Raw genomic sequence first — 23,362 nt, 5'->3', positions numbered from 1 at the left:
AGACATCAAAGCGACCCTGGTGTACTGGAATCAAACAACTATTTCGATGATCGGGATCAACGATTGGTTGTCCATCTAGGATGGGCGGCATGGACCTCACTGCCGTGCGCACCTTCGTCACCGCCGTGGACGCGGGACAGTTCCAAGAAGCCGCCACCAACCTGTCGATCACGCCACAGGCTGTGTCCAAGCGCATTGCCGTGCTGGAGAAGGACCTCGGTGTGCAGCTGTTCAGCCGTACGGCCCGTGGAGCCCGGCTCACCATCGACGGGCAGGCGTTCCTGCCCTACGCCCGGGCTCTCCTCCAGGCCGAGGAACGGGCAGCCGCTTCCGTACGGCCAGGGCGCCGGGCGTTGCGTGTCGACGTGATACGCTACCGGGTCTCAGTGGCGGGTCTGCTGCGCGACTTCCACCGCGCGAATCCCGAGACCGAGCTTGATGTCCTGACCCTCTTCGACTTCGACACGGCCATCGCCGCCGTCCGGTCCGGGACGATCGACGCGACCTTCCGCGCCGTGAGCATGCCGGGCCGGCAGCTCCCCGACGGTATCGAGGCCACTCCGGTCTTCGACGAACCGCTGTACTTGTTCACCGGGCCGGCGCACGAGTTCGCCGGCGCCCGCGCGATCGCTCCCGCCCAGCTCGCCGGACGCCGGATCTGGATGCCCGGCAACATGCCCGGCACCGAGTGGGCCGCCTACTACGACGAACTCGCCGCCACGTTCGGTCTCACCATCGACGCGGTCGGCCCGAACTTCGGTGTCGAGCATCTGCTCGACACCATCGCGAACTCCACCACGCTGGCCACCTTCGTCAGCGAGCAGACCCCGCTTGTCTGGCCCGCGGGCCACGACCTGCGACGCATCCCCCTCCAAGAACCGACCCCGGTCTACCCCCACTCACTGATCTGGCGCACCGACAACCCGCACCCCGCGCTGGCCGCCCTGCGCCACCATCTCACCTCCGCCTATCCCGGCCGCGCCAACAACGGCATCTGGACACCGAAATGGGCCCAGCCCGCCCAGCCTGCTCGGCCCGCCCAGCCTGAACACGCATGACCGATCTGGTGGCTTTCAGGGAAGGAGGTGATCGGGCGGGCAAGGTCAGGCGCTGCGGGTGACCGTGATGATGTTGCCGTTTCGGACGCCCAGGGCGGCCTTGACTGCTACACAGGTGCCCGGTCGGCGGCCCGTTCCAGGCGGACGATCACGCTCTTCGACGTGGGCGTGTTGCTGATGTCCGCGACGCTGTCGAGCGGCACGAGGACGTTGGTCTCCGGGTAGTAGGCGGCCGCCGAACCCCGGGGGGTCGGGTAGGCGACGACGCGGAAGCCGTCGGCACGGCGCTCCGAGCCGTCGGTCCAGACGCTGACGAGATCGACGAGGCTGCCGTCGTCGAGGCCGAGGTCCGCGAGGTCGGCGCGGCTGACCAGGACGACGCGCCGGCCGCCCTTGATGCCCCGGTAGCGGTCGTCCATCGCGTACGGAATCGTGTTCCACTGGTCGTGCGAGCGCAGTGTCTGCAGGACCAGGTGACCCTCGGGCGCCTGGAGCATGGTGAAGTCGTTGACGGTGAAGACGGCCTTCCCGGCGGGTGTGCGGAACACCTTCTCGTTGACCGGGTTGGGCAGGCGGAAACCGCCTGGGCGCCGTACCCGCTCGTTGAAGTTCTCGAAGCCGTCGACGACCCGGGCGATGCGGTCGCGGACGAGGTCGTAGTCGGCCTCGAAGTCCGCCCAGGGGATGTCCGGTTCAGACGGTTCGGACGGTTCGGACCCCAGGACCTTGCGGGCGAGGCGGCTGATGATGGACACCTCGCTGACCAGGTGCGCGGACGCGGGGGCGAGACGGCCACGCGTCGCGTGCACCTCGCTCATCGAGTCCTCGACCGTCATGAACTGCTCGCCGCCCGCCTGGATGTCGCGATCACTGCGCCCGAGCGTGGGCAGGATCAGGGCGGTGCGTCCGCACACCGCGTGGGAGCGGTTGAGTTTCGTCGAAATGTGGGCGGTCAGACGGCAGTTGCGCAGGGCGCGCTCGGTGACTTCGCTGTCGGGCGTCGCCCTGACGAAGTTGCCCGCGACTCCGACGAAGAGCTTGGCCCGCCCGTCGAGCATGGCCCGGATGGAGTCGACGGAGTCCAGGCCGTGCTTCGCCGGCGCGGTGAAACGGAACTCCTGTCCCAGCCGGTCGAGGAACGGCTGGGGCATGCGCTCCCAGATGCCCATGGTGCGGTCGCCCTGCACATTGCTGTGTCCGCGCACCGGGCACACTCCCGCGCCCGGCCGGCCGATGTTGCCACGCAGCAGAAGGAAGTTGACGATCTCGCGGATGGTGGGCACACCGTGCTTGTGCTGGGTCAGGCCCATCGCCCAGCAGACGATGACACTGCGGCTGTTCAGCACCCGCTCGTGTACCTGCTCGATCTCGTCCCTGCTCAGGCCGGTGGCCTCCAGGACGGCGTCCCAGGACGTCTCGCGTATGTGCTCGGCGAAGGCGTCGTAGCCCGTGGTGTGCGACTCGATGAACTCACGGTCCAGGACGGTGCCCGGCTCCTTGTCCTCGGCCTCCAGCAACAGCAGGTTCAGCGCCTGGAAGAGGGCCAGGTCGCCCCCGGGCCGTATCTGCAGGAACTGGTCGGCGATGTCCGTGCCGCGGCCGATGATCCCGCGTGCCTTCTGCGGGTGCTTGAAGCGGAGCAGCCCCGCCTCGGGCAGCGGATTGACGGCGACGACGTGGCCGCCGCGGCGCTTGGTCTCCTCCAGCGCGGACAGCATGCGCGGGTGGTTGGTGCCCGGATTCTGTCCTACGACGAAGATCAGGTCCGCGTTGTAGAGGTCGTCGAGGCTGACGCTGCCCTTGCCGATGCCCAGGGTCTCGTTCAGCGCCGAGCCGCTGGACTCATGGCACATGTTGGAGCAGTCCGGCAGGTTGTTGGTGCCGAAGGCCCGCGCGAAGAGCTGGAGCAGGAAGGCCGGTTCGTTCGCCAGTCGTCCGGAGGTGTAGAACAGCGCCTCGTCCGGGTGGTCCAGGGCACGCAGCTCATCGGCGAGCAGGTCCAGTGCCTCGTCCCACCCGATCGGCTCGTAGTGGGTCGCGCCCTCGCGCAGCACCATCGGTTCGGTCAGCCGGCCCTGCTGATTGAGCCAGTAGTCCGACTTCCGGCTCAGCTCGTCCACCGAGTGCCGCTGGAAGAACTCGGCGGTCACCCGCCGGGAGGTGGCCTCGTCACTGATGTGCTTGGCGCCGTTCTCGCAGTACTCGTTGCGGTGCCGCTTGCCCGGCGCGGGCTCCGGCCAGGCACACCCCGGGCAGTCGAAGCCCTTCGCCTGGTTGATGTTGAGCAGGGTGAGCGCGGTGCGCTTGGGCGACGTCTGTCCGAGCGCGTACTGCAGCGCGTGTACGACCGCGGGAGCACCTGTCGCCCATGTCTTGGGAGCCGTCACCGACAGCTCGTCCTCGTCCGGTTCGTCGAAATCCCGCATCGCACACCACGCCCTCTCCGTCCTGGGCGGCGAGCTCGCTCGGCGACGTCCGGTGCCTCCAGGAGCGGGGCAGCCCGTGCGCCCTCGGACCCGCGTGGGTGCGATACGCCCCGCCCACTTTTCGCACCCCACTCTTCGCCAGTGCTTCGGGGCAGGTCAAAGCGGTAGTTCCGATCGGCTGACAGGCAGCACCGATCACTGCCGGGTGGCCGGTGCCGAGCGCGGCCGGGCGCGCGGGATCATTGACGCGTGCTGCTGCGCCAACTCGAATACCTCGCCGCCCTCGCCCGCGCCCGCCACTTCGCGAAGGCGGCCCGGGCATGCTTTGTCTCCCAGCCGGCCCTGTCCGAGGGCATCCGGAAACTGGAGGAGGAACTCGGCATCCCCCTGGTCCAGCGGGGGCGTCGTTTCGAGGGCTTCACACCGGAGGGTGAGCGGGTCGTCCTGTGGGCACAGCGCATCCTCGCCGACCGTGACGCGATGCGGGGCGAGATCCAGGCACTGCGGGCGGGGCTCAGCGGCCGGCTGCGCATCGGCACCGTCCCGACCGCGTCCACGGCGGTCGCGCTGCTGACCCAGCCGTTCTGCGCCGCCAACCCACTGGCGACCGTCCAGGTCTTCGCCGACCTGCAGGCCGAGGACATCGTGAACCGGCTGCGGACGTACGAACTCGATGCCGCCGTCACCTACCAGAGCTCCGTCGCCGCGCACGACTTCAAGTTCGTACCGCTGTACCGGGAACGCTATGTGCTGCTGACCCAGCGGTCCGCGCCCGACTCCGGGGCCGCCGAGATCTCCTGGGAGGAGGCGGCCCAGTACCCCCTGTGTCTGCTGCATCCCATGATGCAGGGCCGTCAGGTGCTCGACGCCGTGTTCGAGACCGTGGGCGTGTCCGTGACACCGCGGGTCGAGACCGACTCGATCGCCTCCCTGTTCGCACAGGTCAGAGCCGGTCAATGGGCGAGCATCGTGCCGCACGCCTGGCTGCATGTCTTCGGTGTGCCCGCGGGTATGCGCGCCGTTCCGCTGGTCGGCCCGGTCCGTACGGAGCGCATCGGCCTGGTGCTCCCGGCTCGTGAGCCGGTCTCCGTGATCGGGCAGGCGCTGATCGATGTCGTGGAGCGGGCCGGCATCGCCGCGACGCTGGAACGGCTGCCCCACCAGGCGCCGGGCGACGACACCACGTTCGGCGCGCAACGTTAGCTTTCGGCCCTGGGCGTCCGTCAGCCTCGACGCCCGAGCTCGCCATATCGATGACCTGGTTGCGGGGCCGACCGGTACGGCCTGCTGGAAGTGAGGCAGATGTTCCAACTTAGTGGTGGCGTGAGGCCGCGGTGAGCGGAAGCGCGTGCTCGAGCGCGCTCATGCGGCCCGGAATGATCTCTGCTGTGCCATCACGGGTACCCGCCTCTCTCGGTGTCACCCCTCGAGATCCATCGGTAAGTGGAATACCTGCGTCACTCCCGGAGCTGTTGGAAGAGATCGCGCTCGCCGACGAGGTCGGGCTGGATGTGTTCGGCCTCGGCGAGCACCACCGAGCCGGGTTCGGCGCGCCCGCACCGGTGGTGCTGTTTGCCGCCGCCGCGGCCCGGACGTCACGGATCCGGCTCACCAGTGCGGTGATGGTGCTGGGCTCCGACGATCCTGTGGGTCGTTCGAGCAGTTCACCGCCCTGGATCTGGTTTCCCGGGGGCGGGCCGAGATCATGGGCGACTACGACGCACTGTTCGACGAGAAGCTGCGGCTGCTGCTGGCGCTGCGTGAGCCCGCTCCGGTCACCTGGTCGGGGCGGTTCAGGCCCCCGCTGGACAACGAGCTCATCCTGCCACGGCCGGTGCAGGACCGGCTTCCGGTGTGGATCGGAGTCGGCGGCAGCCCCAACTCCGTGGTGCTTCGTCGCCGACACCTCCCAGAAGGCGGCCGACTCCGACGTCGAGATCCGCCGACCACTCCATCGGACTCAACGAATTGCCGGCGAAGGAGCGCGGCCTCGATCCCCCTGGCCGGTGCGGCCGCCGTGGCCGCGGTCGACGCCGTCGCCCCCGGCCCGGGCAGGTGGCGCTGGTCAACGGCGCCACCGGCGGCGTCGGCTCCTACGCGATCCAGCTACTGGCCGCCCGCGGCGCGACCGTCGTGGCCACCGGTACCCCCGCCGACACCGACCGGCTCACCAAGCTGGGCGCCACCACCGTCGTCGGCTTCACGACCGGCTCCGTCACCGAACGGGTCCGGGCGGCCCACCCTCAGGGCGTCGACGCCCCGGTCAACCTCGCCGGATACACCACGGACGACGTGCCCCTGGCCGCGGTCCGCAAGGACGGCAAGGTCGCCACCACCACGACGGCACCCGACGCCGACGCCCTTGCCGCCGCCGGCCTCACCGGCACCGGTGTCTTCGCCCAGCCCGTCACCGAGACCATCGCGCCGCTCGCCGAACAGGCGGCCGCCGGCACTCTGTCCGTCGAGGTCACCACCGTCCTGCCGCTCGACCAGGCAGCCGACGACGATGCGGGGCTTGTCGTGACACTGCCGGCGCCGCAGCCTGGCGGCGGCGCCGGCTGGACCACCCTTGCTCCTGATCGCCGCGGAGGCGGTTGGGGCGGGTGGCGCGATTCTCAGATATCGATCCTGGACCGGTCGAGCGTGGCAGCGGAGCTGGTGATGAACTCCCTGCGGGGAGCCACGTCGTTGCCCATCAGCAGGTCGAACACGCCTTCCGCGGCTTCCAGGTCGGAGAGGTTGATCCGGCGCAGGGTGCGGTGGCGCGGCTCCATGGTGGTCTCGGCCAGCTGGTCGGCGTCCATCTCACCGAGGCCCTTGTAGCGCTGGATCGAGTCCTTGTACCGGATGTTCTTGCTCTGGAACTCGAGCAGCTTGTCGCGCAGCTCGCGGTCGGAGTACGTGTAGACGTACTTGTCCCGCCCCTTCTTCGGCTGGATGAGCTCGACGCGGTGCAGCGGCGGCACCGCGGCGAACACCCGGCCGGCCTCGACCATGGGCCGCATGTAACGGTGGAAGAGGGTCAGCAGCAGCGTGCGGATGTGGGAGCCGTCGACGTCGGCGTCGGTCATCATGATGATCTTGCCGTAGCGGGCCGTGTTGAGGTCGAAGGTCCGCCCGGAGCCGGCTCCTATGACCTGGATGATCGCGCCGCACTCGGCGTTCTTCAGCATGTCCGTGACGGACGACTTCTGGACGTTGAGGATCTTGCCGCGGATCGGCAGCAGGGCCTGGAACTCGGAGTTCCGGGCGAGCTTGGCCGTGCCGAGCGCGGAGTCGCCTTCGACGATGAACAGCTCGCTGCGGTCGATGTCGTCGCTGCGGCAGTCGGCGAGCTTGGCGGGCAGTGAGGAGGACTCCAGGGCCGTCTTGCGGCGCTGCGCGTCCTTGTGCTGGCGTGCCGCGATACGCGTGCGGGCGGCGGCGACGGCCTTCTCCAGGACCACCCGGGCCTGCTGGGCGGCGTCCCGCTTGGTGGAGGTCAGGAACGCCTTGAGTTCCTTGCTGATCACGGTGTTGACGATGCGGCGGGCCGCCGAGGTACCGAGGACCTCCTTGGTCTGGCCCTCGAACTGGGGCTCGGCGAGACGGACCGTGACGACCGCGGTGAGGCCCTCCAGGGCGTCGTCCTTGACGATGTCGTCCTCGGCGACGCGGAGCAGCTTCTTGGCGCGCAGCACCTCGTTCATCGTCTTGGCGACGGCCTGTTCGAAGCCGGCAACGTGGGTGCCGCCCTTGGGGGTGGCGATGATGTTGACGAAGGAGCGCAGGGTGGTGTCGTAGCCGGTGCCCCAGCGCAGTGCGACGTCCACGGCGAGTTCCCGGGTGACCTCGGTGGGCGTCATCCGGCCGTGGTCGTCCAGGACCGGGACCGTCTCCTTGAAGGTGCCCTGTCCGGTGAAGCGGAGGATGTCGCAGACCGGCTTGTCGCTCGCCAGGAACTCGCAGAACTCGCTGATGCCGCCGTCGAAGCGGAAGGACTCCTCGCCCTTGCTGCCGCCCTCGCCGAGTCCGTACTCGTCCCGGACGACGATGGTCAGTCCCGGCACGAGGAACGCCGTCTGCCGAGCCCGCTGGTGCAGGTTCTCCAAGGAGAGCTTGGCGTCCTTGAGGAAGATCTGGTGGTCGGCCCAGTAGCGCACGCGCGTGCCGGTCCGTGACTTGGGGATTTTGATGGTCTTGCGCAGGCCCTGGGCGGGGGTGAAGGGGGCGTCGGGTCCGGGGCCGGTGTAGGTGCCGGGTGTGCCGCGGCGGAAGCTGATGGCGTGGGTGCGGCCGTGGCGGTCGACCTCGATGTCCAGCCGGGCCGAGAGGGCGTTGACGACGGAGGCGCCGACGCCGTGCAGACCGCCGGAGGCGGCGTAGGAGCCGCCGCCGAATTTTCCGCCGGCGTGGAGTTTGGTGTAGGCGATCTCGACACCGGACAGGCCGGTGCGGGGGTCGGTGTCCACGGGGATGCCGCGGCCGTTGTCGGTGACTTCCACGGAGCCGTCGTCGTGGAGGATGACCTCGATGTGGTCGCAGGCGTCGGCCAAGGCTTCATCGACGGAATTGTCGATGATCTCCCACAGGCAGTGCATCAGGCCGCGGCTATCGCTGGATCCGATGTACATGCCGGGGCGTTTGCGTACGGCCTCCAGTCCTTCGAGCACCATCAGGTGCCGTGCGGTGTAGTCGGAGCCGTCCTGCGGGCGGCTGTCGGCAGCCGGGGCGGGGAGTGTGCTCACGCAGTGCTCTCCTGGGCAACAGAGGATAGTAGTGGGGTTTCGGGTCGGGCGTCCCGAGCGTGCGGGGGCAGTGCCCAGGGTCAGATGTCGAGGAAGCGGACGTCCTTGGCATTGCGCTGGATGAAGTGGCGGCGGGCTTCGACGTCCTCGCCCATCAGGACGGAGAAGAGGTCGTCCGCGACGGCTGCGTCGTCGAGGGTGACCTGGCCCAGGACCCGGTGGTCGGGGTCCATGGTGGTGACGCGCAGTTCCTCGGCGTTCATCTCGCCCAGGCCCTTGAAGCGCTGGATGGAGTCGTCCTTGATCCGGCGGCTGTCCTGCCGGCCCCGTTCCAGCAGCATGTTGCGTTCGCGGTCGGAGTAGGCGTATTCGACGTGGTCCCGGCTCCACTTGATCTTGTACAGCGGGGGGCGGGAGAGGTAGACGTGGCCCCCCTCGATCAGGGGGCGCATGAAGCGGAACAGAAAGGTCAGCAGCAGGGTGTTGATGTGCTGGCCGTCGACATCGGCGTCCGCCATCAGGATGATCTTGTGGTAACGGAGTTTGGCGATATCGAAGTCCTCGTGCACGCCCGTGCCGAACGCGGAGATGATCGCCTGGATCTCCTGGTTGTGCAGGATTTTGTCGATCCGGGCCTTCTCCACGTTGAGGATCTTGCCGCGGATCGGGAGGATCGCCTGGTACTGCGGGTTGCGGCCGGATTTGGCCGAGCCGCCTGCGGAGTCTCCTTCCACGATGAAGATCTCCGACATCGCCGGGTCGTTCGACTGACAGTCGGACAGCTTGCCCGGCAGCGCCGCCGTTTCCAGCAGGCCCTTGCGGCGGGTCAGGTCGCGCGCCTTGCGGGCCGCGACCCGGGCCGTTGCCGCCTGCATGGCCTTGCGCACGATGTCCGCGACCTCGTTCGGGTTACGGTCGAACCAGTCGGTCAGATGCTCGTGGACGATCTTCTGCACGAAGGTGCGCGCCTCGGTGTTGCCGAGTTTGGTCTTGGTCTGGCCCTCGAACTGCGGTTCGCCGAGCTTGACCGAGATGATCGCGGTCAGGCCCTCGCGGATGTCCTCGCCGGAGAGGTTGGCGTCCTTTTCGCGCAGCAGTTTCTTCTCCCGCGCGTAGCGGTTGACCACAGTGGTCAGTGCCGTGCGGAAGCCCTCCTCGTGGGTGCCGCCCTCATGGGTGTGGATGGCGTTGGCGTAGGAGTAGACGCTGTCGGTGTACTGGCCGTTCCACTGCAGGGCTACCTCGGCCGACAGCAGCCGTTCCGTGTCCTCGGCGGCGATGGTGATGACCGAGGGATGGACCGGTTCGCCCTTGCGGGCATTGAGGTAGGCGACGAAGTCGGTGATGCCGCCGTCGTAGCGGTAGGAGACCGTCTTCGCTGCCGGGTCCGAGTCGGCTTCGTCGGCCGCGGCCGTCGCGCGCGCGGAGGGCCGTTCGTCGGTCAGGGTCAGAGTGAGCCCGCAGTTGAGGAAGGCCATCTCCTGGAAACGCCTGGACAGCGTCTCGAAGGAGTATTCGGTGGTCTCGAAGATGCCGCCGTCTGCCCAGAACGTCAGGGAGGTGCCCGTCCGGGAGGTGACCTCGTGGCGGGCCAGTGGGGCGGTGGGAGCGCCGTCCTTGTAGTCCTGCGTCCACCGGTAGCCGTCGGTCCAGATCTCCGCCGACATCCTGGTCGACAGCGCGTTGACCACCGACAGGCCCACACCGTGCAGACCGCCGGAGACCGCGTACCCGCCGCCCCCGAACTTCCCGCCCGCGTGCAGCACGGTCAGCACCACCTCGACGGCCGGCCGCTTCTCCACCGGGTGCGTCCCCACCGGGATGCCGCGGCCGTTGTCGACCACCCGTACCCCGCCGTCGGCCAGGATCGTCACGTCGATCCGGTCGGCCACTCCCGCGAGCGCCTCGTCCACGGAGTTGTCCACGAGCTCCTGCACCAGGTGGTGCAGACCCCGCTCGCCCGTGGAGCCGATGTACATCCCCGGCCGCTTGCGCACCGCGTCCAGGCCGTCCAGAACAGTGATCGCGTTGGCGTCATACGACGCCGTCCCGGCATGGCCGGGCTGCTGGGATTCGGGGGTACCGCTGGCGGTGCGAGTGTCGTAAGTGGCCACAGATGCTCTCTTTCGGGCATGGCAGACCGCGCTCCCACACCACGGTGCGGGAGCGGCCGTACAACTGGCGGAGACGGGGCGCGGCAGCCCAAACAGGGCCCCGGGGCTCGCAGGCCTCGGGGCTGTCGGCTACCGGGACGCTGTCAAGGATACCGGAGATGCCCCTTGTTGATGGGGCGGGAACGCCTTCATGGGCCACTGTGCGCCCCTTGCGGTGCATGAGTCGATCCCCCCTGCCTTGACTCCCTGAAAATGCGACAGATGGCCACTGGGGGGCTTTCTTGGCACCTTGCCGCGTAGCGCTCCAGGCACTATTTCCGGCGTGACCCTCCGCGGTCGCGAGTCGCGCTGCGTCAGGCCGCCAGCCCCAGGCATCCCGCCGAACCCTGCCCCGGCGGAGGGTGCTGCTAGAGGCTGCCTGCCGGCGCCAACACCAGCATCCCGGGCCACCGGCCACCGGCCGCCGTCAGCCATGACCGTCATGAAATCGGGAGTGTGCTCTGCCTGCCCCTCGGCATGTTCGAAGCTCATTCGGAACGGCCGCGGCAGCGGCCCGGGATCGGCGCGGGTCGGGTGTGACCGGTTTCGGTGAGCGGGCCCTCGGCAGCCCGTACAAGGTTCCTACAAGGTTCACCCAACCCCGGCGACACACGATCGGAGCAATCGACGATCCGAAAGGCAGCCAGCCATGCGTCACGCCCTCACCACCGGAGTCTGCGGCACCCTGGTCGCCGGAGCCCTCGTCGCCGCGGGCGGCATCTTCGCCGTACCGGCCAATGCCGCTGGAAGCGGTGTGGTCTACGTAAGCCCCACAGGCAAGAGCGGTAACCCCGGGACACAGAGCAAGCCCGTGAAGACCCTCGCCGATGTGCGTAAAGTCCTCGCCGCACGGCAGAACCCGCGGACGGTGACGGTGCTCTTCAAGGGAGGCACCTACAAGCTTCCCCAGTACAGGTGGGGGAACTGGTCGGCGCAAAGCGTCACGTTCAAACCGCAGCCCGGCACCGGAGTCCCGGTCTTCGACGGCGCGAAGAGGCAGAAGTACTGGCTCGTCGTCGATCCGACGAGGACGAAGCTCACCTTCACCGGGTTGCGGCTCAGCCGGTACACCACGGGCGGGATCATGCTCCGCGGCACTGGTACGGCCGACAGTCGAAGGGTGATCGGCGCCACCATCAAGGGAATGAAGTTCACGGACATGGGCGGCGCCCGGTCAGGTTACGCGGCGGTCCATCTCAACTACGCCCGGAACACCACGATTACGGGGAACACCTTCCGCAACCTCGTGAACAGGGGCTGCCCCGGCTGTATGCACGCGGTGTACTTCGCGAATCAGAGCAACAACAACACCGTAAGCGGCGGAACCTTCTCCAAGATCTCCGGAGATGCGATCCGGGCGGCCGACTACAGCAACGGCAACAAAGTACGGGGTGGCAGCTATAGCAGGACCGGCACCAAGGCGGTCTTCTCCGCGTGGCGGCTCGCGCGCAACACCAGGTGTTCGCACGGCAATGTCTTCTACACCACGGCCAGGTTCTCCAAGAGCTACAGGGGTGCGACCATCCCCACCGTGCTGGACGGAGCCGACGACTCGAGCAAGCCCCCGTGCACTCCGCGTGCCGTCGTACGCAAGAACCCCTGATCCGACCATCAGCCCACTTGGCCTGGCTCCTGGCCCTGCCCCGGCATCTGGCCGGGGCAGGCCGGGGCCTCCCTGACGAAGGGCACCTGCGCGCTGTCGGACCGGGCTTCCGTGGCGCCGGGTGCCGATGCCCACCCGTAGACGGCGAGACCTCCGGATTCGCGGTGTTGCCGCCGCTGACGGCCACGGGACGGGGCCCGGAACTGGCCGTTCCAGGCTCGGTTACTCTCGGCGCCACTGACGTTCACTCTGCGATCCGGGCAGACTGCAACCGAAGCGGCACTCGGGAGACGCCAACGCATGAATACGCCACCATCGCCACCTGAGGCGGAGCGGGCTGATGGATCATCCGTCCGGATCGGCGCTCTCGTTCCGCTGACTCGGCCTGGCTGGGTCGAGGCAGGCCAGCACTTGCTCGCTGGACTCGAGCTGGCCGTACGCGAAGTCAATGACGACGGCGGGATCGTCGGAAGACCACTCGAGCTGGTGGTCCGAGACACCGCGGCCGATCCACAGAGGGCCGCGGCGGCCGTAGATGAATTGGCTCGCCTGGGCGTGGCCGCGCTGGCGGGGGAGTATCACAGCGTCGTCGCTCGCGCCGCTGCTGCCAGGGCCGACGCCCTCGGCCTGCCGTTCCTCTGCTCGTCAGCGGTTCTCGACGGGCTCACCGAACAGCCAACGGATTGGGTCGCACGCCTCGCCCCGGCGCAGTCCCACGGCTGGCGGATCTACACAGACTTTCTCCTCGGCGCGGACCGGGAGCGCATTGCCGAATGCTGGCCGCGCGTTGCAGTCGAGGGGACCCGCGGGCAGATCCGGTTCTCCCGCACGCCAGGCATCAGCGTTTGGCAATGGGCTTGGACGCCAGTCCAAGTCGTTGATCGAGATCCAGCGGAACCCGATCGCTTTCGGATCCTCCACACCGGCTGAGAGAGCACGGAGGTCCGTGAAGGTTCGTGAAGCTCCTGGCAGGACAGGTCTCACCACGAGATCATGTCCGTAACCACCAGAGGCTTCACGGCGGTCATCTATGCTGCCACGCTCGACGTGCCGTGCCACGTCGTCGACTAGGCACGGTTGTCACGGCTGACGTAGGCCCTGCTGCCGCGGACGCGGTCCGGAGGGGTGTGCGGTCGGCCTGGACCGCGCCGTCGGATCCGCAGGCGCTCAGCACGGGAACGCATATGGGGCTGTCGCCGTGCCGGGCGGGTGAGGTCTGCCAGGTCGGCGGGTGGGCCCGGCCGTCGGGAAGGAGCTGGACCTTTCCTGTGCCCTCACCGGTCCGCGTCCTGCCGGCGAAGGCCGTCGAGGATGACGGCCATCAGAGGCCGTGCCGTTGATTCCCACTCATCCCGGTCGAGTCGGCTGAGGTAGGCGATGAGCAGGAGGACCCCGGGGGCGTCCACGTCCGTGCGGATGGAGCCGGCCGCTTTCCCCGCGTCCAGCAGGTGGCCGAGGGCGCCTTCGATGGGGTTGTGGCTGTGGGCGACGAGGTCCTGCCACGCCGTCGGCTCGAGCGCTGCCAGGACGCCGCGTTTGATCTCGGCGTAGTCGATCACTCGGTCGAGCCAGTGGCGCAAGGCTTCCACGGGCTCGTGTTCCGCCAGCAGAGCGGAGGCGGCGGTCACGAGTTCTTCGACGTCGCGCCGGTAGACCTCGGCGAGGAGCGCTTCGCGGTTGGGGAAGTTCCGGTAGAGCGTGCCCTGTCCTACACCGGCGCGCTTGGCGATCTCGTTGAGGTGGACATGGTTGGACTCGGCGAGGGCTGTGCGGGCGGCCTCCACGATGCGGGTCCGGTTCTGCGCCGCGTCCGTACGGCGTGCTGGCGCGCTCATAGGCCTCTCCTGATGTTCCGCCTCTGACAAGTGGACACGTGTCCGGTACGGTGAACCATGCAGCGGACACGTGTCCACTTTACTTGGAGGCAGTAGTGCTCTCTCTTCACGACAAGATCGTCGCTATTACCGGAGCGAGTGGCGGCATCGGCGAAGCCACGGCCCGTCTGCTCGCCCAGCGTGGGGCCGCGGTCGTCCTCGCGGCGCGCCGCGGCGAGCGCATCGACGCCATAGCGCAGGACATCCGGGAGGAGGGGGGCCGTGCCGCCACGTGCGTCGTCGACGTCACCAAGGCCGAGGACCTGCGGCGCCTGGTCTCCACCACCATCGACCAGTACGGCCGTATCGACGTCCTGGTGAACAACGCCGGCATCGCCCCGATCAGCCCGCTGGCCGACCTCGACACCGAAGGCTGGTCGGCCATGATCGATGTCAACCTTCGCGGCATGCTCAACGGCGTCGCCGCCGCGCTGCCCGTCTTCCGCGAGCAGGGGTCGGGCCACCTGGTCAGCATCGTCTCGGTGGCCGGCCTGTCCGTGTCCCCCTCGATGGCTGTCTACGCCGCGACCAAGAACGCGGTGCGCACCATCCACGAGGGGCTGCGCGCGGAGTCCACCGACGGGGTGGTGCGCACGACAGCAATCTCGCCGGGATACGTCCGCACCGATCTCGCCGGCTCCATGGCAGACCCGCACATCCGCGAGCAGACGCGCAAGCACATGGACGCGATGGGCATCCCTCCGGCGGCGGTTGCCCGCGCGGTGGCCTTCGCCATCGAGCAGCCCGGCGACGTCGAGATCGGCGAGATCAACGTTCGCCCCACCGTCCAGGCATGACACGTGCGGTCACCGGTCGAGTGAGACGGCCGCCGGCCGCTTGTGCAACGCCACTGTCCGGCCCGACAGGCCGACGAGCGGGCTGGCCGGGTAGGAACCCCGGCAGCCCGACAGGCGGCGCATTCCTGGTCGCGCCGCCCGACCCGCTCGGGTCGGCGTTCCCACGCCAGACGGCCGCGACGTTCCTCGAGGTGTCGGCACAACCGTTGTCCTGCCGGGCCCTGGTGGTGAGCAGCGCCGACGACCCGTACCGTGGTGCCGCGAACCCAGGCCGCCGGCGGAGTTGATGTGTCCGGAAGGCCATGTACTTCACCGTCACGGACCTCGATGCCGTCTTCGAGCGCGCCGAGGCACTTGACTGCCTGTCCACGGAACTGGTCCACGATGCTCCGGCGGGCGCGATCGCCGTCCGCCCGTGGGGCGAACGATCGTTCTACATCCAGGACCCCTGGGACAACCCGTTGTGCTTCGTGGAGGACGGCACCGTCTACCCCGGCTAGTGGTGTGACCGCGTAGGTTCGCCCAGGTTGGACCGGCTGGATGGACGGTGACGTCCGTTCCGAGTCGAGGCCTACTTCGGTCTGCTGCGGCAGTTCATCCTCGCAACGCCAACGACCGCAATCACCCCGCGCAGACCCAGGCCCCGCACGCGTACCTGCGCTGGCGCAACGCCAACGCCCGCCGCCCCGATGTCCTCGCCGCGCAGCGCAGGGAACGCGCCTGCGTCCGCGGTGAGAAGGGCATCCGCTGGGGCAGACGCCCCCTGGCGCACGCCTCGGGCCGGGCCGCCGCGTCCACTGAGCCGTCAACTCTGCCCGTGGCGAATCTGCGGCGGGCAGAGAAACCGCATCCGGGGATCTCCCGAGGTCAAGAGTGGAGTCGACGGCATCCCTGCCTCGACAAGGAGACCAGATGACTTCACTCACCACGCTCCCGCCCCGCGCGGAGGAGGGCGACACACCGCCCAGCCGCTTCGACGACCATCTCGCGGCGCAGCTGCTCGCCCAGCGGATCGTCCTCCTCGGCACACAGGTCGACGACGTGTCGGCCAACCGGGTGTGCGCGCAGCTGTTGCTGCTGTCGGCGGAGGACCCGCGCACCGACATCAGCCTGTACGTCAACAGCCCCGGCGGGTCGGTCACCGCGGGTCTCGCCATCTACGACACCATGCGGCTCATCCCGAACGACGTCTCGACGCTGGCGATGGGGTTCGCCGCCAGCATGGGCCAGTTCCTGCTCACGGTGGGGACGCCCGGCAAGCGGTACGCGCTGCCGAACGCGCGGATCATGATGCACCAGCCCTCAGCGGGCATCGGTGGCACCGCCGCGGACATCGAGATCCAGGCGGAGAACCTCCAGTTCACCAAGAAGGCCATCGAGCGGATCACCGCCGAGCACACCGGGCAGAGCGAGGAGACGATCGCGCGGGACGGCGATCGGGACCGCTGGTTCACGGCCGAGCAGGCCAGGGAGTACGGGATCGTGGACCGGGTGGTGGAGTCGGTCGCCGACATCCGCCCGGCCGCGTCGCGCCGACGGATGGGGTTGTGACATGGGGTCGTACACGGTTCCCTACGTCATCGAGCGGACCGCGCAGGGTGAGCGGTCCTACGACGTCTTCAGCCGGCTGCTGAACGAGCGGATCATCTTCCTCGGCACCGAGATCGACGACGGGGTCGCCAATGTGGTCATCGCGCAACTCCTGCATCTGGAGTCGGCGAACCCGGAGCGCGAGATCTCGATCTATCTCAACTCGCCCGGTGGATCGTTCACTTCGCTGATGGCGATCTACGACACGATGACGTTCGTGCAGGCGCCGATCTCCACGTTCTGCGTCGGTCAGGCGGCGTCGACGGCGGCGGTGCTGCTGGCCGGCGGAGATCCCGGGCGACGGTTCGTGCTCCAGCACGCGCGGGTGCTGCTCGGCCAGCCGGCCAGCGGCGGCCAGCAGGGGACGGTCTCCGACCTCAGCCTCGCGGCCAAGGAGATGGTCCGCATCCGCTCGCAGGTGGAGGAGGTCCTGTCCCGGCACACGCATCACGACGTGGCGACGCTGCGCGCGGACATGGACCGGGACAAGGTGCTCACCGCCGAGGAGGCCGTTGCCTACGGGCTCGCCGACGAGGTGCTGAGCCGACGGCTCGCGTTCGTCTGACCCCGCGCGGCCGTGGCCGAAGGCCCACGAGCCGGCCGGTACGGCGGTGGTGCGCCCCGTCGTACCGGCCGTCGGTTTGTTCGGTCAGGCGACGAGGCAGAGGCCGTCGTACTGCGCCGGGGGCGAAGTGCGGCCCCGGCCCGCCCGGCTCCGGGCGTACCGGGCCAACTCGTCCTGGGCGAGCGAGAGCAGGTCGGCGAGGCCGAGCCCGAGGGCCTGGGCGGCGGCCGCGAGCACCTCGGAGGAGGCCTCCTTGCGTCCGCGCTCCAGCTCCGACAGGTACGGCATCGAGATCCGGGCCGACTCCGCGACGTCCTTCAGCGTGCGCTCCTGGGCGAGCCGCTCGCGCCGCAGCACATCGCCGACGAGGTCGCGCCACAGGGGTTCCCTCGGCGTGGGTGTCTGTGGGGCTCCCGCCGGTCGCTGCGGGGCGCGGGTCGCCCCGCCGGAACCGGGCGGCGAGGTCTGTGGGCGCAAGGGGATGACGCGGGCTTCGTTCGGCGCATGAGTGCTCACCCCTTCAGCCTAGGGATCCGGGGCGCCGCGGGAAGGGAGCGGCGTTCTGCCCTGGGTGAAGCCATGTGAGCGGACTGGAGGTGTCGCGAGCCGCCAGCGAGCTGGAGCCGGTGCGGTTCAAGCTCTCTCCAACCCGCCCGACGACACCCCGCTCACCCCGCCCGTGCGGCCGGCCAGCACCGCCAGGTCGGCGGGTGGGATGCCGAGGCGTTCGGCGAGTTCGCCGACGGACATCTTCCGTTGGGCGGCGCTCCTGCCGCTCTGTGACCCATGCCACACGCAGTTCCTGTCAGGAATCGGGGCGCCGTCCCGCTCAACTCACGCAAGAGCAAGCGAACCGACAGGAGCGACACATGAAGCACCGCATCGTCGTCCTCGGCGCCGGCTATGCCGGGGCCTATGTGGCCGGGAACCTGGCCCGCCGGCTGTCCCCGGCGGACACCGACATCACCGTGGTCAACTCCGAGCCGGACTTCGTCCAGCGAATGCGGCTGCACCAGCTCGCGACCGGCCAGCAGATCAAGGCTCCCAAGCTTGCCGACGTCTTCGCGGGCACGGGGATACGGCTGCACCTGGCCCGTGTCACCGCCGTCGACCCCGAGCGCCAGGTCGTCGCCGTGGCCAACGCTGACGGCGGCGGCGAACTCGGCTACGACACCCTTGTCTACGCGCTCGGCAGCCACGGCGACGACCACGGCGTCCCCGGCGCGGCCGAGCACGCCTTCGACATCGCCGCCCGGCCCTCGGCGCTGCGCCTGCGCGAGCGTCTGGACAGCCTGGACAGGCGGGGCGAAGCCGGGAACGTGGTGGTCGTCGGCGACGGGTTGACCGGCATCGAGACCGCAACCGAGATCGCCGAATCCCGGCCCGGCCTGTCGGTGACGCTGGTCGCCCGCGGCGAGCTGGGCTCCCGGCTCTCCACCGGAGCCCGCAGCCACCTGCGCCAGGCCTGCGACCGGCTGGGCATCACCGTCCTGGAACACACCAGCGTCGAAGCCGTCGAAGCGACGCGGGCGCTGTGCGCCGATGGCACCGCCCTGGCGTCCGACGCAACCGTGTGGACGGCCGGGTTCGCGGTCAACACCATCGCCGCCGCCGGCGGTCTGGAGGTCACCGGGAACGGTCGGATCGTCGTTGATCGCACCATGCGGTCGGTCTCGCACCCGAACGTCTACGCCATCGGCGACAGCGCCTACGCCATCGGCGACAACGGCCGGCCGCTGCCGATGTCCTGCGCCTCGGCCGCCTGCACCGCCCAGCAGGCCATCGAGGCGATCATGGGAGGCCTGACCGGCCGCAAGATCGCGAACGCCAAGCTGGTCTACACGTACAACCACATCAGCCTCGGGCGGCGGGACGCGATCCTGTACTTGGTCGACGACGAAGGGCAGGCAAAGCCGAAGCACATGGGCGGTCGGAAGACCGCGCGGATCAAGTCGAGCCTCCTCAACATGTCACTGTGGGCCACCTCGCACCCCACCCTCGGCATGCCCAAGCGCAAGCACCGCCTGGCCGCCGCGACGGACGCGACCGCCGAGAAGGCGGTCGCGTAGCCGCCTCATAGGGTGTTCCGCGTGGACGACACCGCCATTGATCGCTTCGACACCAGCCGGTTCGAGGCCAGCCGGAACCGGCTGGCCTCGCTGGCCTACCGGCTGCTGGGATCCGCCGCCGACGCCGAAGACGCCGTGCAGGATGCGTTCCTGCACTGGCAGGCCGCCGACCGGCAGCGGATCAAGGTTCCCGAAGCGTGGCTGACCAAGGTCGTCACCAACCTGTGCCTGGACCGGCTCCGCTCGGCACAAGCCCGCCGCGAACGCACCGTCGGCGCCTGGCTGCCCGAACCGCTCCTCGACGGCGACCCGATGCTCGGCCCGGCCGGCACTTTCGAGCAGCGCGAATCGGTCTCCCTGGCCGTGCTGACTCTCATGGAGCGCCTGTCACCCCTCGAGCGGGCCGTCTACATCCTGCGCGAAGCGTTCTCCTACGGCCACGCCGAGATCGCCGAGATCCTCGACATCACCGAGTCCGCGAGCCAGCAGCACCTCCACCGGGCCCGGCGCCGTATCACCGCCGCGCGCCGCCGCGGCGGCGAAGTCGACCTGGCATCCGCTCGCAGGATCGTCGAGGAATTCCTCGCCGCTGCCTCCTCGGGCCGCACCGAACGGCTGGTGGCGCTGCTCACCGACGACGCAACCGCGATCTCCGACGGGGCCGGCCTGTCCGAGACGCTGCTGCGGTACGACACTCCGCAGCGCATCGCCGCCATCGCACGGGCCGGCTTCAAACCCACACCCGCGAAACGGCGATTCGCCGGCGGTACGCCCGCCATCCACTACGCCCTCGTCAACGGCGCCCCCGCCATCCTCTTCGTGCTCGGCGATCAGATCGTGGGCGCCGTGACGTTCGACATCACCAACGGCAAGATCGCAACCGTGCGCGGCATCGCCGCCCCCACCCGCCTCGTCCGTCTCACCGAAGCCTGGCGGCAACACGAACCGGACACGCCGCTCATCGCCCAGTGGTGACCCGACGCCGACCGCGGCCAGGCGCAGCTCCCGCGCTGCGCTGAACCGCTCCCGGGCTTCGGGGGCCACCAAACGGCATGCGGACAGCGTGCAGCGGCTCGCTGCCGTCAGTGCGTCAGCCGCAGCCCGGTCCACTGATCGCGGCGTCTCACTGCACCAGCAGAAACGCGCCGAGCACCGCGACGATCACGGAGACGCCGCAGAATGCGAGGTGCGAACGTGGATAGGGGTAAGTTTCCTGCTTCACGCCCTTGTTGATGTCGTGGGCCCACATCACAAACAGCTTGCGAGTCGGGAACAGGCCGATCGTCAGCCCGACGAGGGCGAATGAACACAGGACGAGCATGTCGGTCAAGGCGAAGCCCTGCGACGAACCGATCGCCACTGCTCCGATGCCACATAGCACCCATATGAAGGGGTACGCCGTCCAGAATTTCTGAATTGGCACCCATTTAGCCATGGCGGAGCAGTGGATTACGAGAGCTATGACAGCCATGAGCCACGGCCATTCCGTGGCAGGCGACGTGAGCACGGACTTTCCCCCTGAGTCACTTTAACTCCGCAGAGGTTAGCAGCGAGGTTGGTGGCGGTGACCCGCCCCGTACGGTCGACCGCAGAGCACGCGCTCGGGTTCGTCACGCCATACGTGGGCGGCGAGGCCACCGCCGGCCGGATCGCTCACGAGCTCGCCCACCACTTCGCTGTCCGGTACCGAAACCTCAAGGTTTCGCCCATGAGCTGTACTGCACCCACGAGCTGGTGTCGGCGCAGAGACGGACGGGAGGGACTGCGCGGGCCGGCACCGTCTCTCCCGTCCGTCCGGGGTCACCAGGGGACGACGCCCTCGTCGTCGAAGAAGCCGCCGCGCGGTCCGTCATCCGGCAGGGTGGCGAGCCGGATTGCGATCGCGGCGCCTTGCTCGGGCGTACGCGGCGCGTTGAAGCCGGTGAAGTCGGTCGCCACGTAGCCGGGGCAGCAGGCGTTCACGATGACGTTCGTATCGGCGAGTCGGCGGGCGTACTGTGCCGTGACGCTGTTGAGCATGGACTTCGACGGTGCGTACGCGGCCATGATCGGGCCGGTCTGCAGCGTCAGCGAGCCCATACTGCTCGACATGTTGACGATGCGCGGCGAGTGCGCGCGGCTGAGCAGCGGGAGCATCGCGTTCGTCACCCGGACGACCCCGAAGACGTTTGTGTCAAGGACGGTGCGGACGACGCCGAGGTCGAGCGTCGTCGGATCCTGCGCGTCACCGGCGGTCCCGCCGGAGATGCCCGCGTTGTTGACGAGCACGTCGAGCCGTCCTGCTGTCTGCCCGATCGTCGCCGCCGCGGCGGCGACGCTGTCGTCGGAGGTGACGTCGAGGGCGACCCCGAACGCGTCGACGCCCGCGGCACGCAGGTGCTTGACGGCGTCCTCGCGCCTGGCATCGTCTCGAGCCCCCACCGCGACCGTGAAGCCGATCGCTCCGAGACCCTGTGCGATGGCGAAACCAATTCCCTTGTTCGCGCCGGTGACCAGCGCGGTCTTCGTGTCGTTCACTCGATCCATGCTCGGCGAGCCGCGCACTCGTCGTCCAATACCGGATCAGTCCGCTGTGATACTCACCAGGTATCAGGCAGTAGGCTGCTCGCGTGGACGATCTCGAGACCCGCGAGCTCCGGTACTTCGTCGCCGTCGCCGAGGAATTGCACTTTGGACGCGCCGCCGGTCGGCTCGGGATCGCACAACCGCCGCTCTCGCGCGCGATCCGCCTGCTGGAGCAGCGGCTCGGGGTCCAGCTCTTTGACCGCGACCGTCGTGGCGTGGCGCTCACCGATGCCGGCAGGGTGCTGCTTCGGGAGGCCGGAGTGGCCCTCGATGCGGTCGCGGCCGCCGCGCGTCGTACGCGGCGTGCCAGGGATCCGAAGCGGCCGCTGGTGCTCGCGACGAAGGCCGGGGCGTCCCACGAACTGCTGCGACGGCTCCTCGACACGCTTGCGAGCGAACCTGGGGCGGCACCGATTGAGGTCCTCCTGTGCGAGGTCGGCGAGCAGGCACGGCTGCTCCGCGACGGGCAGGCCGACGTGGCACTCATGCACCGCCCGTTCGACGACCTCGCCGGGTTCGACGCCGAAGACCTGTGCGCCGAAGGCCAGGTCGCGATCCTTCCCGCGGGACATCCGCTCGCGTCACGCGATCAGCTCACGCTGGCGGATGTCAGCGATGTGCCGGACCTGCCGATCGCTCGATGGCCCCGGCTCGACGGGTCCTACCCGGACGGGCCCGGACCGGAGGTGCACACCCAGTCGCAGCTCGCTCAGCTCGTGGCACTCGGCAGAACGCTGCTCGTCATCCCTGCCTCCAGCCGTGCCTGGCAGTGGCCCGAACACGTCGCGGTGCCCGTCGTCGACGCGCCGAAAGTCACCACGGTGATCGCATGGCCGCAGAGCAGTCGCTCCCGGGAGGTTGCATCACTCGTCCGCTCAGCGGCCGGGCTCCGCTCTCTGAACCGGCGGAAGTCACACGCATGATCGGCTCAAGGCGCCGTGGCGGTGGGGGCGTTGTGCAGGTCGACCATCGTGCGTACGGGAGGCGGCAGCCAGTCTTCGGCTGGGGAGTCGTTCTGGGAGAGCCGCTCGAGTACCTCGGCGGGTGTTTTGGACGGCCGTTCGGGTTGTGGCCGAGACGCCGGGTGATGATGCCCACGAAACGAGCCGGCAGCAGGCTGAGGGCCGACTCCAGGGATTCGCCGTCGGTGAGCGGCGTGACTCCGGCGGCGTGGCACAGCACCATGCCAAAGGCGTAGAGGTCCGCGGCGGGCGTGACCGAGGTGCCGGTGAGCTGTTCCGGGGCGAGGAATCCCTGTGTGCCGACGACATGGTTGGTACGGGTGAGTGTGGTGCTGTCGAGGGCTCGGGCGATGCCGAAGTCGATGACGCGAGGGCCCGCACTGGAGACGATGATGTTGCTGGGTTTGAGGTCACGGTGGATGATGCCGCAGGCATGGATGCCCTCAAGTGCCTCGGCGATGCCGACGGCGAGGGTGAGAAGGGTTCTCGTGGGCAGGGCACCCTGCTGTCTGAGGACATCGTGGAGTGAAGGGCCTGGGATGTACGCGGTGGCCAGCCAGGGCAGAGCCGTCAGGTGGTAACGGCCGATACGGCGGGGATCGTCCTGCCGCAGTGACTGGTGTCCGGGTACGGGGCTGGCCCGGACGGGCGACTGCGGTGTGTTGCGCGTCGCTTCGCTTCCGCGGGCGAGGATGGCGGCCACTTCGCGTTCGGTCTCCGCCTTCAGCAGCGCGGCCTGCTTCTCGCCTTCGGCCTGGAGGATCGCGGCGCGCTTGTCACGGTCGGCGCGCATCTGTTTCTCCGCCGACTCCTGGATGGAGGTGGGCGGCTCGATCGCCTTGAGCTCGACGCGGTTGACGCGGATGCCCCATTTGCCAGTGGCCTCGTCGAGCACGCCGCGCAGTGCCGCGTTGATCTCCTCGCGGGAGGTCAGGGTGCGCTCCAGGTCCATGCCGCCGATGATGTTCCGCAG

The 23,362-nt window shown here is 68.9% G+C and carries 20 protein-coding genes and 3 pseudogenes; 15 read left to right on the top strand and 8 right to left on the bottom strand.

The genetic code is table 11. The annotated features are described in order from the left end of the window. The first annotated feature begins 89 nt into the window (after positions 1-89). Positions 90-1,058 carry a LysR family transcriptional regulator gene (locus ACFV2X_RS00115; protein ID WP_385609517.1) on the top strand — a complete coding sequence of 323 codons (969 nt, stop codon included), beginning with the start codon at positions 90-92 and terminating at the stop codon, positions 1,056-1,058. A 107-nt stretch (positions 1,059-1,165) separates the two neighbouring features. On the opposite strand, the gene ACFV2X_RS00110 is transcribed toward ACFV2X_RS00115, so the two are convergent. Further along, a complete protein-coding gene (locus tag ACFV2X_RS00110) occupies positions 1,166-3,484 on the bottom strand; it encodes an FdhF/YdeP family oxidoreductase (protein ID WP_385609515.1) in 2,319 nt (772 codons plus the stop codon). A 249-nt stretch (positions 3,485-3,733) separates the two neighbouring features. On the opposite strand from ACFV2X_RS00110, the gene ACFV2X_RS00105 reads away from it, so the two are divergent. The 3 genes and pseudogenes from ACFV2X_RS00105 to ACFV2X_RS00095 all read left to right on the top strand — a co-directional run. Beyond that, the gene (locus tag ACFV2X_RS00105; protein ID WP_385609514.1) at positions 3,734-4,687 is read left to right on the top strand and encodes a LysR family transcriptional regulator; all 954 of its coding nucleotides are present in this window, start codon (positions 3,734-3,736) and stop codon (positions 4,685-4,687) included. A gap of 161 nt (positions 4,688-4,848) precedes the next feature. After that, positions 4,849-5,121 (top strand): annotated as a pseudogene (locus ACFV2X_RS00100) (LLM class flavin-dependent oxidoreductase); the annotation flags it as partial. 217 nt (positions 5,122-5,338) lie between these two features. Next, positions 5,339-5,824 (top strand): annotated as a pseudogene (locus ACFV2X_RS00095) (zinc-binding dehydrogenase); the annotation flags it as partial. 275 nt (positions 5,825-6,099) lie between these two features. Here the strand turns inward: ACFV2X_RS00095 and ACFV2X_RS00090 are convergent. After that, entirely contained in the window at positions 6,100-8,211 is a 2,112-nt protein-coding gene (locus tag ACFV2X_RS00090) for a type IIA DNA topoisomerase subunit B (RefSeq protein ID WP_385609512.1), read from the bottom strand. 80 nt (positions 8,212-8,291) lie between these two features. Continuing rightward, on the bottom strand, positions 8,292-10,325 hold the full coding sequence (gyrB, locus tag ACFV2X_RS00085; RefSeq protein ID WP_385609511.1) for a DNA topoisomerase (ATP-hydrolyzing) subunit B: 2,034 nt from the start codon (positions 10,323-10,325) through the stop codon (positions 8,292-8,294). A 688-nt stretch (positions 10,326-11,013) separates the two neighbouring features. On the opposite strand from gyrB, the gene ACFV2X_RS00080 reads away from it, so the two are divergent. Further along, positions 11,014-11,967, top strand: coding sequence for a right-handed parallel beta-helix repeat-containing protein (locus ACFV2X_RS00080; RefSeq protein ID WP_385609509.1), 954 nt, complete (start codon positions 11,014-11,016; stop codon positions 11,965-11,967). 300 nt (positions 11,968-12,267) lie between these two features. Further along, positions 12,268-12,897: an ABC transporter substrate-binding protein gene (locus tag ACFV2X_RS00075; protein WP_385609508.1), complete on the top strand. Its 630-nt coding sequence runs from the start codon at positions 12,268-12,270 to the stop codon at positions 12,895-12,897. 344 nt (positions 12,898-13,241) lie between these two features. Here the strand turns inward: ACFV2X_RS00075 and ACFV2X_RS00070 are convergent, their stop codons facing one another. Continuing rightward, on the bottom strand, positions 13,242-13,802 hold the full coding sequence (locus ACFV2X_RS00070; RefSeq protein WP_385609506.1) for a TetR/AcrR family transcriptional regulator: 561 nt from the start codon (positions 13,800-13,802) through the stop codon (positions 13,242-13,244). Positions 13,803-13,897: 95 nt separating this feature from the next. Between ACFV2X_RS00070 and ACFV2X_RS00065 the strand changes: the two genes are divergently transcribed. The 6 genes and pseudogenes from ACFV2X_RS00065 to ACFV2X_RS00040 all read left to right on the top strand — a co-directional run bounded on the left by ACFV2X_RS00065 (position 13,898) and on the right by ACFV2X_RS00040 (position 16,793). Then, complete coding sequence (locus ACFV2X_RS00065) at positions 13,898-14,638, top strand: SDR family oxidoreductase (RefSeq protein WP_385609504.1); 741 nt, start codon at positions 13,898-13,900, stop codon at positions 14,636-14,638. Continuing rightward, a complete protein-coding gene (locus tag ACFV2X_RS00060; protein ID WP_385609503.1) occupies positions 14,635-14,925 on the top strand; it encodes an alpha/beta hydrolase in 291 nt (96 codons plus the stop codon). Before ACFV2X_RS00065 ends, ACFV2X_RS00060 begins: the two co-directional genes overlap by 4 nt. 15 nt (positions 14,926-14,940) lie before the next feature. Continuing rightward, the gene (locus ACFV2X_RS00055; protein WP_385609501.1) at positions 14,941-15,138 is read left to right on the top strand and encodes a VOC family protein; all 198 of its coding nucleotides are present in this window, start codon (positions 14,941-14,943) and stop codon (positions 15,136-15,138) included. Between the two features lie 63 nt (positions 15,139-15,201). After that, a pseudogene (locus ACFV2X_RS00050) lies at positions 15,202-15,398 on the top strand (IS630 family transposase); the annotation flags it as partial. Positions 15,399-15,550: 152 nt separating this feature from the next. After that, entirely contained in the window at positions 15,551-16,189 is a 639-nt protein-coding gene (locus tag ACFV2X_RS00045) for an ATP-dependent Clp protease proteolytic subunit (RefSeq protein ID WP_385609500.1), read from the top strand. Position 16,190: 1 nt separating this feature from the next. Next, the gene (locus ACFV2X_RS00040) at positions 16,191-16,793 is read left to right on the top strand and encodes a ClpP family protease (protein ID WP_385609499.1); all 603 of its coding nucleotides are present in this window, start codon (positions 16,191-16,193) and stop codon (positions 16,791-16,793) included. 84 nt (positions 16,794-16,877) lie between these two features. Here the strand turns inward: ACFV2X_RS00040 and ACFV2X_RS00035 are convergent, their stop codons facing one another. Continuing rightward, the gene (locus ACFV2X_RS00035) at positions 16,878-17,309 is read right to left on the bottom strand and encodes a helix-turn-helix domain-containing protein (RefSeq protein ID WP_385609497.1); all 432 of its coding nucleotides are present in this window, start codon (positions 17,307-17,309) and stop codon (positions 16,878-16,880) included. A gap of 353 nt (positions 17,310-17,662) precedes the next feature. On the opposite strand from ACFV2X_RS00035, the gene ACFV2X_RS00030 reads away from it, so the two are divergent. Beyond that, entirely contained in the window at positions 17,663-18,862 is a 1,200-nt protein-coding gene (locus tag ACFV2X_RS00030; protein WP_385609496.1) for an NAD(P)/FAD-dependent oxidoreductase, read from the top strand. A gap of 21 nt (positions 18,863-18,883) precedes the next feature. Continuing rightward, entirely contained in the window at positions 18,884-19,837 is a 954-nt protein-coding gene (locus ACFV2X_RS00025; RefSeq protein ID WP_385609495.1) for a sigma-70 family RNA polymerase sigma factor, read from the top strand. Between the two features lie 148 nt (positions 19,838-19,985). On the opposite strand, the gene ACFV2X_RS00020 is transcribed toward ACFV2X_RS00025, so the two are convergent. Both ACFV2X_RS00020 and ACFV2X_RS00015 read right to left on the bottom strand, forming a co-directional pair. Continuing rightward, complete coding sequence (locus ACFV2X_RS00020; RefSeq protein ID WP_385609494.1) at positions 19,986-20,222, bottom strand: hypothetical protein; 237 nt, start codon at positions 20,220-20,222, stop codon at positions 19,986-19,988. A gap of 440 nt (positions 20,223-20,662) precedes the next feature. Then, the gene (locus ACFV2X_RS00015; RefSeq protein WP_385609493.1) at positions 20,663-21,388 is read right to left on the bottom strand and encodes an SDR family oxidoreductase; all 726 of its coding nucleotides are present in this window, start codon (positions 21,386-21,388) and stop codon (positions 20,663-20,665) included. Between the two features lie 83 nt (positions 21,389-21,471). Here ACFV2X_RS00015 and ACFV2X_RS00010 point away from each other — a divergent pair, with 83 nt between their 5' ends. Beyond that, complete coding sequence (locus tag ACFV2X_RS00010; RefSeq protein ID WP_385609491.1) at positions 21,472-22,350, top strand: LysR family transcriptional regulator; 879 nt, start codon at positions 21,472-21,474, stop codon at positions 22,348-22,350. On the opposite strand, the gene ACFV2X_RS00005 is transcribed toward ACFV2X_RS00010, so the two are convergent. Next, the coding region (locus ACFV2X_RS00005; RefSeq protein ID WP_385609489.1) for a protein kinase at positions 22,241-23,362 on the bottom strand (1,122 nt) is incomplete at its 5' end. The genes ACFV2X_RS00010 and ACFV2X_RS00005 overlap by 110 nt on opposite strands.

Origin of the sequence: Streptomyces sp. NPDC059679, assembly GCF_042734105.1 — a bacterium.
Classification (GTDB): Bacteria; Actinomycetota; Actinomycetes; order Streptomycetales; family Streptomycetaceae; genus Streptomyces.
Note: the sequence above shows the minus strand (reverse complement) of the source record. Positions and strands in the feature narration are given on the sequence as shown.

What these genes read in the sequence shown, in the direction of transcription:
- ACFV2X_RS00110 (WP_385609515.1), bottom strand. Translation starts at nt 3,484, where the DNA reads ATGCGGGATTTCGACGAACCGGACGAGGACGAGCTGTCGGTGACGGCT.
- ACFV2X_RS00015 (WP_385609493.1), bottom strand. Translation starts at nt 21,388, where the DNA reads ATGGATCGAGTGAACGACACGAAGACCGCGCTGGTCACCGGCGCGAAC.
- ACFV2X_RS00070 (WP_385609506.1), bottom strand. Translation starts at nt 13,802, where the DNA reads ATGAGCGCGCCAGCACGCCGTACGGACGCGGCGCAGAACCGGACCCGC.
- ACFV2X_RS00060 (WP_385609503.1), top strand. Translation starts at nt 14,635, where the DNA reads ATGACACGTGCGGTCACCGGTCGAGTGAGACGGCCGCCGGCCGCTTGT.
- ACFV2X_RS00055 (WP_385609501.1), top strand. Translation starts at nt 14,941, where the DNA reads ATGTACTTCACCGTCACGGACCTCGATGCCGTCTTCGAGCGCGCCGAG.
- ACFV2X_RS00045 (WP_385609500.1), top strand. Translation starts at nt 15,551, where the DNA reads ATGACTTCACTCACCACGCTCCCGCCCCGCGCGGAGGAGGGCGACACA.
- ACFV2X_RS00030 (WP_385609496.1), top strand. Translation starts at nt 17,663, where the DNA reads ATGAAGCACCGCATCGTCGTCCTCGGCGCCGGCTATGCCGGGGCCTAT.
- ACFV2X_RS00115 (WP_385609517.1), top strand. Translation starts at nt 90, where the DNA reads ATGGACCTCACTGCCGTGCGCACCTTCGTCACCGCCGTGGACGCGGGA.
- ACFV2X_RS00075 (WP_385609508.1), top strand. Translation starts at nt 12,268, where the DNA reads ATGAATACGCCACCATCGCCACCTGAGGCGGAGCGGGCTGATGGATCA.
- ACFV2X_RS00080 (WP_385609509.1), top strand. Translation starts at nt 11,014, where the DNA reads ATGCGTCACGCCCTCACCACCGGAGTCTGCGGCACCCTGGTCGCCGGA.
- ACFV2X_RS00040 (WP_385609499.1), top strand. Translation starts at nt 16,191, where the DNA reads ATGGGGTCGTACACGGTTCCCTACGTCATCGAGCGGACCGCGCAGGGT.